This is a genomic window from Bradyrhizobium sp. USDA 4369, from assembly GCF_054056435.1.
The window spans coordinates 3,544,573-3,557,087 of sequence record NZ_JBSRYH010000001.1; the positions used below are offsets into that span (position 1 = coordinate 3,544,573).

General features: G+C 57.4%; 12 protein-coding genes and 1 pseudogene. 10 read left to right on the forward strand and 3 right to left on the reverse strand.

Going from position 1 to position 12,515, the window contains the following annotated elements; genetic code table 11:
- Positions 1 to 312 precede the first annotated feature (312 nt).
- Both ACVIJ6_RS16075 and ACVIJ6_RS16080 read left to right on the forward strand, forming a co-directional pair.
- On the forward strand, positions 313 to 978 hold the full coding sequence (locus tag ACVIJ6_RS16075; RefSeq protein ID WP_425988446.1) for a response regulator: 666 nt from the start codon (positions 313 to 315) through the stop codon (positions 976 to 978).
- Entirely contained in the window at positions 975 to 2,294 is a 1,320-nt protein-coding gene (locus ACVIJ6_RS16080) for an ATP-binding protein (protein WP_456773494.1), read from the forward strand. The genes ACVIJ6_RS16075 and ACVIJ6_RS16080 overlap by 4 nt, the downstream gene beginning before the upstream one ends.
- A 164-nt stretch (positions 2,295 to 2,458) precedes the next feature.
- Here the strand turns inward: ACVIJ6_RS16080 and ACVIJ6_RS16085 are convergent, their stop codons facing one another.
- A complete protein-coding gene (locus tag ACVIJ6_RS16085; RefSeq protein ID WP_425988440.1) occupies positions 2,459 to 2,641 on the reverse strand; it encodes a hypothetical protein in 183 nt (60 codons plus the stop codon).
- Between the two features lie 489 nt (positions 2,642 to 3,130).
- Between ACVIJ6_RS16085 and ACVIJ6_RS16090 the strand changes: the two genes are divergently transcribed.
- The 3 genes from ACVIJ6_RS16090 (at position 3,131) to ACVIJ6_RS16100 (ending at position 5,466) form a co-directional block, all read left to right on the forward strand.
- Entirely contained in the window at positions 3,131 to 3,916 is a 786-nt protein-coding gene (locus ACVIJ6_RS16090) for a COG4705 family protein (protein ID WP_425988438.1), read from the forward strand.
- A gap of 96 nt (positions 3,917 to 4,012) precedes the next feature.
- A complete protein-coding gene (locus tag ACVIJ6_RS16095) occupies positions 4,013 to 4,273 on the forward strand; it encodes a hypothetical protein (protein ID WP_456773495.1) in 261 nt (86 codons plus the stop codon).
- A 395-nt stretch (positions 4,274 to 4,668) separates the two neighbouring features.
- Complete coding sequence (locus tag ACVIJ6_RS16100) at positions 4,669 to 5,466, forward strand: COG4705 family protein (protein WP_456776999.1); 798 nt, start codon at positions 4,669 to 4,671, stop codon at positions 5,464 to 5,466.
- Positions 5,467 to 6,777: 1,311 nt separating this feature from the next.
- On the opposite strand, the gene ACVIJ6_RS16105 is transcribed toward ACVIJ6_RS16100, so the two are convergent.
- Positions 6,778 to 7,062, reverse strand: a complete 285-nt coding sequence (locus tag ACVIJ6_RS16105; protein ID WP_425988429.1) for a hypothetical protein — start codon at positions 7,060 to 7,062, stop codon at positions 6,778 to 6,780.
- A gap of 321 nt (positions 7,063 to 7,383) precedes the next feature.
- Here ACVIJ6_RS16105 and ACVIJ6_RS16110 point away from each other — a divergent pair, with 321 nt between their 5' ends.
- A complete protein-coding gene (locus tag ACVIJ6_RS16110) occupies positions 7,384 to 7,668 on the forward strand; it encodes a FeoA family protein (protein WP_425988426.1) in 285 nt (94 codons plus the stop codon).
- A gap of 17 nt (positions 7,669 to 7,685) precedes the next feature.
- Positions 7,686 to 9,561 (forward strand): annotated as a pseudogene (gene feoB, locus ACVIJ6_RS16115) (ferrous iron transporter B).
- Positions 9,562 to 10,107: 546 nt separating this feature from the next.
- On the opposite strand, the gene ACVIJ6_RS16120 reads toward feoB, so the two are convergent.
- Complete coding sequence (locus ACVIJ6_RS16120; protein WP_425988423.1) at positions 10,108 to 10,911, reverse strand: alpha/beta hydrolase; 804 nt, start codon at positions 10,909 to 10,911, stop codon at positions 10,108 to 10,110.
- Between the two features lie 241 nt (positions 10,912 to 11,152).
- Here ACVIJ6_RS16120 and ACVIJ6_RS16125 point away from each other — a divergent pair, with 241 nt between their 5' ends.
- The 3 genes from ACVIJ6_RS16125 to ACVIJ6_RS16135 all read left to right on the forward strand — a co-directional run bounded on the left by ACVIJ6_RS16125 (position 11,153) and on the right by ACVIJ6_RS16135 (position 12,340).
- Positions 11,153 to 11,416, forward strand: coding sequence for a hypothetical protein (locus ACVIJ6_RS16125; RefSeq protein WP_425988420.1), 264 nt, complete (start codon positions 11,153 to 11,155; stop codon positions 11,414 to 11,416).
- 11 nt (positions 11,417 to 11,427) lie between these two features.
- Positions 11,428 to 11,649 (forward strand): HlyD family efflux transporter periplasmic adaptor subunit, encoded by a 222-nt coding sequence (locus ACVIJ6_RS16130; RefSeq protein ID WP_425988417.1) that lies wholly within the window; start codon positions 11,428 to 11,430, stop codon positions 11,647 to 11,649.
- A 274-nt stretch (positions 11,650 to 11,923) separates the two neighbouring features.
- Complete coding sequence (locus ACVIJ6_RS16135; protein WP_456777000.1) at positions 11,924 to 12,340, forward strand: phosphatase PAP2 family protein; 417 nt, start codon at positions 11,924 to 11,926, stop codon at positions 12,338 to 12,340.
- Positions 12,341 to 12,515: the final 175 nt, after the last annotated feature.

The window sequence follows — 12,515 nt, forward strand, 5'->3', positions numbered from 1 at the left end:
TCTTAGGCCTATGGCGTTCGAGCAGAAGGCCGGATTAGTTAGCGTAAGTCCGGTGTGGCCATAACATGATGCCGGGTTCATTTGAGCTCATTGCTAATTCAGGGCTAAGTCGAGGCGCTTACAAAAAGGTGCGGATTGACAAGCCTTGGAAATGTCCTCGCTTCCTCGTACGAAGGCTGGGCGGGGCGCTGGTGCGGCGACCCAGAGAATGGGCAAAGCGTTTCAAATCTTGGCTCCCAAGCTGCTGAAAATGCTCATGAATCTTCGCTTGGTTCCGCCGGAGCGCCTGTCATCTGATACGAAAGAATGTTGATGCGCGTCTTACTGATCGAGGATGATCGTATGATCGGCAGCAGCCTGTCGGTGGCTTTGAGCCGCGAGGGCATGGCGGTTGATTGGGTGCGCAACGGCGCCGACGGGGCGGAGGCTTTGGCCATGGGCGGCCATGCGCTTGTCCTCCTGGACCTCGGGCTACCGGATCAATTCGGACTCGATCTTTTGCGCGCGGCGCGGCGCGCCGGTAATCGCGTTCCTGTTCTCGTGGTCACGGCGCGCGACGGTCTCGACGACCGCGTTGCGGGTCTCGACCTCGGCGCCGATGACTATGTCATCAAGCCCTTCGAGATGCGCGAATTGGTCTCCCGCATGCGGGCCGTCTTGCGACGCCATGGGGGCGCAGCCCAATCCGTTTTGCAGGCTGGGGAGATCGCACTCGACCTCGCAACCCATGAACTGATCTATCGAAATACGGCAGTTATTCTGCCGGCGCGCGAATTCGCGCTGATGCGCGTACTCGTCGAACGTCCCGGCGTCATCCTGTCGCGTAGCGAAATCGAGGAACGGATTTACGGTTGGGGCGATGAGGTGGAAAGCAATGCGATCGACGTTCTGATCCACTCCATTCGCAAGAAGTTCGACAAGGATATCATTCGCAATGTGCGCGGCGCGGGCTGGATAGTTCTCAAGGGAGCGTCATGACGTCGCTGCGGCGCACCGCCCTGATATGGATGACCGCACTGCTCACGGTTGTCGGTGTATTGGCCTTCTTCGTTTCTTACGACCTGGCGCGGCGCGAAGCAGCCGACTTTCTCGACGGTCAGTTACGTCAGATCGCGCTCAACGCAGGCATCGGCCTCGCCAATGCCGAAGCGCCTGGCGCGAAGCACGATCCGGAGGATGAATTCGTCATCGCGATCTGGAATCCAGCTGGCGAAGCGATGCGAAATTCGCCGAGCGGCATCGACCTACCGCGCCTTTCAAAACCAGGCTACGCCACAATCCAAGCGAATGGCGAAGACTGGCGCGTCTACCTGGCTGGCGACGCCCGCCGTTCGGTTCAGGTAGCCCAACGCATGAGCGTGCGTCAGGAAATGGCCGAAGCTGCCGCGATTCAGGCAGGAGCGCCCATTCTCATTCTTATTCCTTTGGCCTGGCTGATCGTCGGATGGGCGCTCGGCCAGGTGCTCGGGCGGCTGAAGGACGTTGCCGCCGAGATCGCGGAGCGTGGCGTCGATAGCCGCGAACAAATTCCGGTCGCCGGCGTGCCGTCTGAGGTTCGGCCGATGGTCGAGGCCATGAACGTCCTGACCAATCGCCTCCAACATGCGCTCGAACAGCAGAAACGTTTCGTCTCGGATGCCGCTCATGAATTGCGGACGCCTTTGGCGGCGCTACACATCCAGATCGACAATCTGCGCGCGAACGCGGGCAACGATCAATCTTCGTTGATCTCGGAACTGCTCGCTGGCGTCAGCCGAGCCACCGCACTGGTGGAGCAATTACTCCGTTTGGCCCGTTCGGAGAACGCGAACGGCGAAGCGCGACGAGAGACAGTTGACCTCTCTGAACTCGTCACGCAATGCGTCGCAGACTTTGTTCCCCTCGCCGACGCAAAGGGGGTCGATCTCGGCATCGCTGCGCGCGACACTGTCGTTGTTCAGGGCTGGCCCGCCGATCTGAAAATGTTGTTTGGCAACCTTGTTGACAATGCGATTCGCTACACGCCGGCCGGTGGATCGGTTGACGTTTCGGTACGACAAAACGGGAATTCGGTCGCGGTCGAGATTCTGGATACCGGCTGCGGGGTCGCGAAGGCCGATATTCCGCGCCTGTTTGACCGTTTCTTCCGCGCGGCACCGCTTGATGTCGAAGGCAGTGGACTTGGGTTGTCGATCGCCGATGCTGTGGCAACGCGCCATGGTTTCGCGATCCAGATCGAGAATCGGGCCGACCGCGCTGGTCTTCGGGTACGCGTATCAGCTTTACTGGACGAAGGATCTCTCAATCAGCGCTAATGATGTAGTTAGCTTCTCGTCCCGCGACCGTTTGGGGTAAACAAAGCCCTGGTTGTTTGCCGCAGCAGGGCGTGGATGCTAACTTAAAGGTCGCGCAAGAACGGTCACGATGTTACTGCACGAACACCGTTCGTGTTGCGCGGCGTAACGGCCAGCTTGAAAACTCACTTTTTGTCAGAAGCCGCTGTTGCCTCCGCTTGGACTGCCATCGCCTCGTATTCTTCTGCGAGCGCATTTAGCTTAAGGGTAAACGCCGGATCGTCGGCGCCCACGGCGAGACGGTGACACATTCTGGCCCGTTCGCGCATTTTCTTACTTTCTGGTGTTTCAGGTCGTTTGCCGCTCATGACGGTCGCACTCTAAACGGTGGTGCTATTGTGATCAAAAGGCGCGACCGCTTCTTTGTCAATGTCCTGCGTTAAATTCGTGTCTCCCCCCGGGCTGTTGTGCGTCCACCCTCATTCGCTCCTAATTCTCCTGATGTACTCGTTCACTGCGGGCGGATCTGAGCTTGCGTATCGCGCTGTCGCCCCCAACGACGGTACATTGAACGGGTCTGTCCGCACCCCGCACTCCAGCACGGGATCGATGCTCTTGGTCGCCGGAAATCGAATTCAGCACTAGAGCTGTCGCCGCTATCCGTGGCGCCGACGCCGGCGTGATCTGGACAGACTGTTTCCGCGCATACGGATGCCTTATTGGGTTCTGGCCATCGTCGACGTCCTCATTCGCTACTAAGTCTTGCACCTTACACTTTCCAACATAACGCACTGGCATATATGCGTCAGCACCGCAGCGTGCCCGCCGGCTCTTGAAAGAAAACTCGGAGTGATTGTATGAACCGAACCGAAGCGAGTGAGCCGGCGCTGCTGAACAAAGTGCCAGAAGTCACGATCTATTTCTGGATCATCAAAGTGCTGGCGACGACAGTTGGCGAAACGGCCGCAGATCTTCTATCGACCAGGCTCAATCTTGGCCTGACGATCACATCCTATGTGATGAGCGCGGTCTTCATCCTGGCGCTGATCTTTCAGGTTCGGGCGAAACGTTACATGCCGCCGTTGTATTGGGTCACGGTCGTTCTGATCAGCGTCGTTGGCACGCTGATCTCGGACAATCTGGTTGACGGCATGGGAATTAGCCTGACTACCACTTCCATCGCGTTCGGATCGACCCTCGCAGTCGTGTTCGCACTCTGGTACCGCAGTGAAAAGACGCTGTCGATTCACACGATCTTTACGACGCGGCGCGAGCTGTTCTATTGGGCGGCGATCCTGTTCACGTTCGCCATGGGCACGTCGGCAGGCGATCTGATCGCGGAGAAACTCAATCTGGGATATGGGCCCACTGCGATCGTCTTCGCCGCGTTGATCGGCATCATTGTGCTACTTTATCGGGCAGTGAAGATGGACGCGATCCTCTCGTTTTGGCTTGCTTACATCATGACCCGTCCGCTCGGCGCCTCGATCGGCGACTTTCTCGCCAAGCCCGTGATCGCAGGCGGATTGGGCTGGGGCACGGTCACCACGAGTCTCATCTTCCTCGCCGCCATTCTCGCGCTGGTCATCTTCCTGACGATCAGTCGATTCGACCGCATCGAGCAGGCGTCAGCAGAAGCCTGATGACGAAACCGGCCGAAGTCCGGCGCCACTTCGGCCTCAAGCACCGGCAACGCTTGTTGCAATCTGGCCCACCTTCACTTTAAAAAGGATACCCCGATGAAGCACAATCCTCTAAAAATCGCATTGCTCTCAGCCACGATCGGCGTTGCATTGACCGGCGCCGCACGGGCGGACTGCGAGAGCGATCTGCTCCAACTGGAACAAGCCTTCAAGGCCCCGAATCTCACCCCTGTCGCAAAAACCGCGTTAGACGACGCAAAGACGAAAGCCGTAACGGCATTAAAAAAGGACGATGACAAGACCTGTCACAGCGCGATCGCGGAAGGGATGACGAAGGCTGGCTTGAAGTTGAAATAATCCACAGCATCCTAAGATACGCCGCTTGCACGTGAAGGAAAAATTGCAGGGCGGGGAAGACCCTGCAATTGATCTCTGAGAGACAAAGAGACATCTTGCAACCAGGTCGTTGTTTTCATCCGATGGATTGCCACCGCCATCCACGTTGTTGCGGCCGTCGTGCATATCTTCGTCTCCCGCGGCTGGATCATGCAGCGAATGTGTCCCGGACCATGGTCACTTCGGACCTTTTTTTGTCGTATCAGCGGGCTAATTCGCGCCTAAGTCTGTCAGGCTAACCACCCGCCGGACAGATCCATCCAGACGTCCGCGATTCAGTTCGTGACATTACGCAACGGACTAAGCACAACAAAATGTGGCCGACGATTCTCGACCCCCCCAATAGGTTGATCAATATGGAAGCTCTTCGCAAGACAGCCGGTGTCATAGATCTTCGTTCAAGCAAAGTTCCAGCAGTCACTTTGGGTTTTTGGGTCATCAAGATCGCCGCAACGACGCTCGGCGAGACCGCCGGTGATGCCGTCTCGATGTCGATGCATCTTGGCTACGCGATCGGCAGCGCGATCTTTATCGGCATCTTTGTTGCAGCCATCGCCGCCCAGGTATCTGTGAAAAAATTCCATCCCTTCCTTTATTGGGCCGTGATCGTTGCGACCACGACAGCGGGCACGACGATGGCCGATTTTGCCGACCGCTCCCTTGGCATTGGTTATCCAGGGGGGACTTCGCTTCTGTTCGTGCTTCTCATGGCTTCCCTTGGCGTATGGTACTGGTCGGTTGGGTCTGTATCGGCGGATACCATCACGTCGCCCAAGGTCGAGATGTTCTACTGGACCACGATCCTGTTTTCCCAAACCTTGGGAACGGCGCTCGGCGATTGGATGGCTGGCAGCGACCGGTATGGGCTCGGCCTCGGCTACGAATACGGAGCCTTGATTTTCGCGGCCGGCCTTGCGGTGATCGTGGCGGCCTATTTCTACACGAATATCTCGCACACCTTGCTGTTCTGGGCCGCATTCATCCTAACGCGGCCTTTGGGCGCCACGGTAGGCGATCTCCTCGACAAGCCGCTTTCCGCCGGCGGGTTCGCATTCGGCCGCTTCTATGCTTCGGCCATTCTAGCGGCGTTTATCGTCGCCTGCATTCTGATATTGCCGCAAAGGGCAGGAAAGCATCCAGACGAGGCGAGATAGGTGCCTGAATGGAAGGAACTATTTTTCCGATGACATTCGCGGCATGCGCATCTGAGAGACGCGCATGCGATTTTCACCTCGCCTGGTGATCGTTCCTGCGCAATACGAACGAGCAGCTTGCTCTTTCGGCCCAGCCTGAAGATTAATGGCTCGTAAATGGACTGTTCCGGGCAAGTTCATAATTACGACATTAGAATCTCAGCTAGATCAACCTTCTGCCTCGATCCCGTTGCGCTTTTCATGATGGAGACAAACCGTGATCCCAAATAAGGCTCTGACAACGTCACTCATTCTGCTGTTTAGCCTTCCTGCCTTTCCCGCGTTTGCGTACGACGACTATGGTCGTCATAGCGCTGGCCATGAACAGCTTCACGACCGATTGTCTGACAGACACGAACGGGCGCATGAGGAAGGTTTCGAAAGCCGCCGTGACCATCGCGGCTATCATCAAGAACTTCGTGATTCGCACGAATACTCCCATGAGTATCGACCGGCCCCGCGGTACAACTACTATTATTCACAGCCTCGGTATCGGATTTATCGGGAGTATTGATCTTAGTTTTCCCGCCACGGGCCGCTTGACGTATGGGAAAAATACTCAAGTAATACGAATTGCAAAATGGACCAAGCATGGAAGAAGGTTCATACGTTACTTGTCTATCAATGTAGATCCTGACGCTGTAGCTGCCAATGCGGTTCACCGACGACGACGAATGCGTTCATTGCCAACGGTGCAAGTCGTCGATAACGAACGAGTGAGCATCACCGGTCGGTTGTGCCTTTGAGTTGCGGGTGATCCGGCGATAGCCGGCAGGCGGATGTTGGATCACGTCTGTCTTGTTAGCCCGCCGAAACGCCGAAATCGCATCGCCAGGATTGCTCCGACAAGTGGCAGTGACGCTAACTAACACCAGCGACGTCCGGGTGACTTCCTCGACCGGCAAAAGTCGACCTGCCACCCGAGAGGTGGGCAGCAAGCACGCGACAAGACGCAGCCATGGATTGGAAAATGTTTATCTTGCGCTTCCATTGCGCAGAATCGCAGGCCGGTGTGGGACGTCCGCTATCGCGCGATGAGCGAAGGCATTGCTGGTAGTGAATATTTCCCAACCCGAGGCGGGCGTGGAGCCTGTGGCCGAACAAGGTCCCGCTATGATAGGATAGTTTTGCGGGTAGAATTGTCCGATAAGGGCGGTCTTAACCGGCGGCGGGTGGAACTCCGAAGCGGCTGCTGGCCGCGAGGTTGCCACGTGCCTCATTGCGGCTGTCTTGACTTTGGTTCGTCCAAGCAGGTCCGCAGAGAATGCGCGATCAATTGCAGATCTCGACTCGCCGAATTTGCCAGCCATACCCATCCCAGTAGCGCTCGCGAACCAATCGGCAAACTGGTTCGTCGACGTAGACCGGCTCTGGCGCGTAATAGACCGGCGGTGGAGGAGCAGGACGCGCCAGGGCGCCGCCGAGCAGCGCCCCGCCGATGAGTCCGCCCACTACGCCAGCGGCGATTTGACCGTTCTCCGCTGTTGCAGGCGCCGGCAATAAAAGTGGACCCGCAGCCAATGTAACAGCCACTACAACCAAAGCGAATTTGCCCATAACGCCTCTCCAGGTCGCGACCACGAATTGCACGGGGATCGCCGTACCAGGCTATCATACATTCCCCGATTAAAGCTTTCTTAAGTCTGCCCGCAGGCTGGAAAATTATTTGGGTGGGTGAAGGGATGCGAATCCGTGCGCGACTCGTTTCTGGCAGCTTTCCATCGTGGTTTCCGATAGACCAGCGCTATTCCATTGGCCACAGGGTATCGCCATTTTTCGCTGCGGTTCTGTTTCCACGCTCCCGATTACAGTCCTTCTAAGGTGCCATCATGATGACCGTCGCTCGCTTGACCTTACCGTCAGCGATTGCAAATAAGGATGATGTCTAACGGTCAGTATCAACAACGTCGGCCCGTGCTGCCGCTCGGAACTGCACCCCGCGGATTTTCGGGTCTCATTCATGCAATCCAGGCCAAGAATGTGGATTCCGCGTTGTCTGGCGACGAACTCGAAAGCCGCTTGATCGAACACGGCTTTGTCGAAGGCGCCAAAGTCGAGCTGCTGCACGAGGGCATCGTCGGGCGCGACCCGATCGCTGTCCAGGTCGAGAACGTGACGATCGCGGTGCGGCGGCGCGAGGCGATGGCCATTATCGTCGCCTGATAGAATGGTATACCGCCATGGAAGCCCCGTTGATGCATCTCGCTTTGGTCGGCACGCCAAACAGCGGCAAGACTTCGCTGTTCAATGCGCTGACCGGAAGCCGCCAAAAAGTCGCGAACTATCCAGGCGTTACGGTAGAGCGCAAGGAAGGCTCTTTCGTCACTCCGCTCGGACGTCCGGTATCGATGGTCGATCTGCCTGGCACCTATTCTCTGCGCGGTCGCAGTCCTGATGAAGAAATCACCCGCGACATCGTGCTTGGTCGTACGGCAGGCGAAGCGCTGCCCGATCTGGTTCTCTGCGTGGCCGATTCCACCAATCTGCGGCTGACCATTCGTCTGGCGCTCGAACGCAAACGCGCCGGGCGACCACTAATGCTGGTGCTCAATATGTTCGACATCGCCACCCGACGTGGCGTCACCGTCGATGTCGCGCGCTTGTCCGAGGCCTTGGATATCCCAGTTGTGACCTCGATCGCGGTGCGCAAGGGTGGCGCCACCGATCTCTTGCGTCGTATCGACGAACTCATTCGAATCGCAGGCGCCAGTGGCGTCGCAGCAAAATTTCTGGCAGCCGCTCGCTGTCGCCGAACTGCGAGCCACCCAACGCGAGGCGGACCGCATTATCGCGGCCACCATCGGCCTGCCGACAAAGCCCGACACCTGGACCACGCGGATCGACGCCGTGGTGCTGGATCCGGTGACGGGTCTTGCTATACTCGCATCGATTCTGTTCGTGATGTTCCAGGCGGTGTGCGCATGGGCGCAGCCGCTAATGGAGCTTTTGTCGTCCGCCTTTACCCTGTTGGGCCGTATGGTACACGACACGTTGCCCGGAGGCTTGCTGCAAAGCTTCCTGCAGAACGGAGCAATTTCCGGCGTAGGCAGCCTCATCGTATTCCTGCCGCAGATTATCATCATCTTCCTGTTCATTTTGCTGCTCGAGGATTTCGGCTACATGGCGCGCGCGGCGTTCTTGATGGATCGCATCATGGGCGGCGCCGGCCTGCACGGCCGCGCTTTCATTCCGCTGCTTTCAAGTTTCGACTGCGCGATCCGCGGTATCATGGCAACGCGGGTGATCGACAATCGGCGCGACTGGCTAACCACCATCCTGATCGCGCCGCTGATGACTTGTTCGGCACGCATTCCGGTTTATACGCTGATCTTTTCCGCTTTCATCCCCGACCAGCTGGTCTGGGGCTGGGTCAATCTGCGCGGGCTGGTGATGTTCGGTCTCTATAAGGCGGGCATCGCCAGCGCATTGGGCGTTTCATTCCTGATCAAGTTCTTTATGTGGCGCGACTACGCGCCGGCGCCCTTCATGCTGGAACTGCCGGACTACAAGCTGCCGCGCGCTCGTAGCATTGCTATCGGCTTCTATATGCGGACGAAGATGTTTTTGCAGCGAGCCGGCACCACGATCTTTTCGATGATGGTGCTGATCTGGGCTCTGGCGTCGTTTCCGTTGGCTCCGGTTGGCGCACAGGATCCCGCTATCAACTACAGCTTCGCCGCCATGATCGGCAAAGCCCTGGAACCATTGTTCGCGCCCCTGGGCTTCAACTGGCAGATCGTCGTCGCGTTGATCCCGGGCATGGCAGCGCGTGAAGTCGCGGTCGCAGCACTCGGCACCGTCTATGCGATCGAGGGCGGCAAGGAAGCCGCCGACCAGATCGGACAGGTGCTCGCCGCCAAATGGAGTCTCGCGACGGCGTTGTCGCTGCTGCTCTGGTATATTTTCGCGCCGCAATGTGCCTCGACCCTGGCAGTCATCCGCCGCGAAACCGGCAGTTGGAAGTGGATGGCGATCACTTTCGCTTACATGTTCGCGCTCGCTTATACCGCGAGCTTCTTCGCCTACAACATCGCTCGCGCGCTGGGCGCTGGCTAACCTGCCGTCGAAGATATGCCGATCCATTGGCCCCACGTATTTCATCGATCTAAAAAGATGCCCCTTCGGGAAATGTTGCGATAACCTCGATATAGGGGAGGCAACTTGATTTCTTTGACTATCCCCGTCGATACCGCGCTAGGTCATTCGTCCCCGTAACGCCGCAACGCGATGACCGCTATTGACCCGCCCGGCGACGACGCATTCGGACGCCAGCTCGAGATGCTTCGGCGCTGGCTGGCCAGAACTGGACCGACGTTGAATCGCTATGTCGAGATTTTTTCACATACTTGGATCTGGCGGCTCAAATCGTCAATCAAGATGCAGTGTTCGTGGCAGGGCGCGCCCCCGACATCGACGCCAGCAGACCCGCCGGATCGTGGCGTCGCTTGACCGGGCGCTCAGCGCGTTTCGGCGGACCGGGGTGAGCGTTGAGCGCTCTCTCTAATTCAGAGGTCATGAAGCAACCCGTGTGTCATGATCCGACAATTTTTGTCATGGTACTGGCGTGGCCGCAGTATGCGTTTGGCGGCTCGGGACTAACGATCAGCTTGTCGGTATCGCCGGCGTGAGCGCGCTGGCGGCTCTTTCGCCAAGAAAGCGATCCAGCGTCGCCTGAATTTGCTTCTTTACGGGGTCGGGCCCGCGATCGCTCATGTCGGTGTGCTGAAATTTGGTACGGATAATCTCGATCCCGTCCGCCTTCGCCTGTTGGGCTGTCGGCAAAACGTCTGGATCAGTCTTGAAGTTGGGGTCTTTTGAACGAAATGAAAGAATCTGCAGTTTCGTGCGGAGCACGAAGGGAACCCGCAAATTATCGAGCGTGATAACTTTCGATACCAGCTCCGGATGATGCTTGGCGCAGAACATGGAGACATCTCCGCCGTTGGAGTGTCCGACCAAGGTGAGATGCCGGTACTCGGCGTTCGGCTGCAACTTCTTCAATTGATTCAGTACAAAGAGGATGTTTGCTTCTCCGCGTTCATAAACCTCCCGCCGACCGACATATGGCAGCCCGACTTTGGTCATCAATGGCGGATCGGTACGGAGATCCTGCTGAATGCTTGCGACCAGGTAGCCTCTCGCCGCAAGAACGTTAGCCAAAAATGAATATTCGGTGTTCTTGACGGTATTTCCGTTGCTGATGATTGCCGGCGGCAGCTTCCAGTAACCGGCATTTGCCTCTATCTCGTAGTCTCGCCGCACCGCCAGATCGACCGCTATGGGCCGTTGTCGCGCTGCGTCGTACAAATTGAGCGTCTCGTGCCGAATCCCCCATTCGCTTATAACAAGATACACGACCAAGGTGAGGGCGCTGAGGCAAGCCAAGACCGCAATTCCTCTCTTCATCTTTTCAATCCGATCGCATTGGATTCGTAATTTAGCGGTTAAACGCGTATGGAATGAAACGAAGAGGAGGCGAGTGAATTAAATTTTGGAAAGGAATCTCAGGTGCATGTAAGCTACGCGAGGCGACCTCGTAAAATACAAATGGTGCCGGACTTCCGGCGCCATTTACGGCCTGGCGAAGCGAACAGCCCGCAAACCCGCGCAAGTATCAACGGGATTTGGAGGTTGACGGGAAGCGCTGGTGACGGAGATTAAACTAGTTGGAGCAGAGCGCGACAAGCTGGATTTCCTCTTCGAAAAGAAAGTTGTGGAGTATACGCGCGTCTACTCCGCGCACCGTGATTGGGCGCGGATACTGGGGGAGCGGGGCGAAATATCGGCCGGCATTGCCCGCGCCAAGGTCCGCGCCACCGAAATCAGGGTACAGATCATCGCTGTCGACCAGAACGCCAGCACCGAGGCGCAGCGTGACTTGCGGACTGCGGACGCGCGCGTTCTGAACTGAGCGAGCGCAAATTGGCGATCGAGGATCGTCTTTCACGTACTGAAATTCGTTATCCCGTGTCGGGTTATGTGAACGAACTGTCTGTCCATAGCGTTGGCGGCGTAATAACGCCTGCGGCGAAGATCGCTACGATCGTTCCGCAAAATGCCGAACTTAAGTTCGAAATCAAAATATCGCCGGCAGACATCGTAAGAACCAACTCGCGTGCAAATCACCAAAAATCAACAGCATGAACGAGTTGATGAATAGGCGATTCTAATCTTGTCAAATGCGTGAGGGGGCCTGCACTTGTTCGATTATCTCAAGTGCGGCAGCTCCTAATTCTGTCCTAAGTCTGAACGTGTTCTGAGGCGCAAACCATGGCCCATGCACGCCATCCGGATCCTAATGTTCGAAACTCTCAACCATCGCGTTTTCGAAGCAATTGCGGCGGCGCCAACGCTTAAAGGTGCGTCACTCACCGTTGCGATGGTGCTGGCTCAGTCGGCCATCTACCTCGGCCCTTTCATGCTCGTCCTCCTCTGGATTTTCGGGGCGCATGCGGAACGGCGGGCTGCCGTAGATGGCGGTCTCTCCACTCTTCTGGCGCTGGCGTTGGCCGTGGCTATTTCATCGTTCTGGATGCATCCCCGGCCTTTCGCCGTCCTGCAGAACCGAAACTTCCTCAATCACGCTCCGGATAGTTCTTTCCCAAGCGATCACAGCACCGTACTCTTTGCGATGGGTTTGGCCCTCTGGGCGTCCGCCTCAACGCCTGCACGTCGTGCCGGGGCCCTAGCCGCCGCCCTCGGGCTCTCGGTAGGCTGGGCCCGGGTCTACCTCGCCGCCCATTCCCTTTGGACATTGTCGGCGCCGCAGGTGTCGCTGCGGCGTCATCGTGGGCCGTCTTGTCGCCCATGGGGCGGACAATCAGCACGCGCCTAACGATTTGTGGCGAGGATCTGTTTGGCTGGTCGATTGCAACCAACCTGCGCCGACCCCGGTAAAGGCGTGCGACGTGCGGACTCTAATGAAAGCACTTTGGTATTCGAAATGAACGACAAGCGGATAGCATCGCGACATCGCGTTCCAAAAGCCGGTAAGATACTCTTCGACGGCG

Coding starts and splice junctions, on each gene's coding strand:
- ACVIJ6_RS16105 (WP_425988429.1), bottom strand. CDS start 7,062: ATGGGCAAATTCGCTTTGGTTGTAGTGGCTGTTACATTGGCTGCGGGT.
- ACVIJ6_RS16075 (WP_425988446.1), top strand. CDS start 313: ATGCGCGTCTTACTGATCGAGGATGATCGTATGATCGGCAGCAGCCTG.
- ACVIJ6_RS16110 (WP_425988426.1), top strand. CDS start 7,384: ATGATGTCTAACGGTCAGTATCAACAACGTCGGCCCGTGCTGCCGCTC.
- ACVIJ6_RS16120 (WP_425988423.1), bottom strand. CDS start 10,911: ATGAAGAGAGGAATTGCGGTCTTGGCTTGCCTCAGCGCCCTCACCTTG.
- ACVIJ6_RS16085 (WP_425988440.1), bottom strand. CDS start 2,641: ATGAGCGGCAAACGACCTGAAACACCAGAAAGTAAGAAAATGCGCGAA.
- ACVIJ6_RS16100 (WP_456776999.1), top strand. CDS start 4,669: ATGGAAGCTCTTCGCAAGACAGCCGGTGTCATAGATCTTCGTTCAAGC.
- ACVIJ6_RS16090 (WP_425988438.1), top strand. CDS start 3,131: ATGAACCGAACCGAAGCGAGTGAGCCGGCGCTGCTGAACAAAGTGCCA.
- ACVIJ6_RS16095 (WP_456773495.1), top strand. CDS start 4,013: ATGAAGCACAATCCTCTAAAAATCGCATTGCTCTCAGCCACGATCGGC.
- ACVIJ6_RS16135 (WP_456777000.1), top strand. CDS start 11,924: ATGCTCGTCCTCCTCTGGATTTTCGGGGCGCATGCGGAACGGCGGGCT.
- ACVIJ6_RS16080 (WP_456773494.1), top strand. CDS start 975: ATGACGTCGCTGCGGCGCACCGCCCTGATATGGATGACCGCACTGCTC.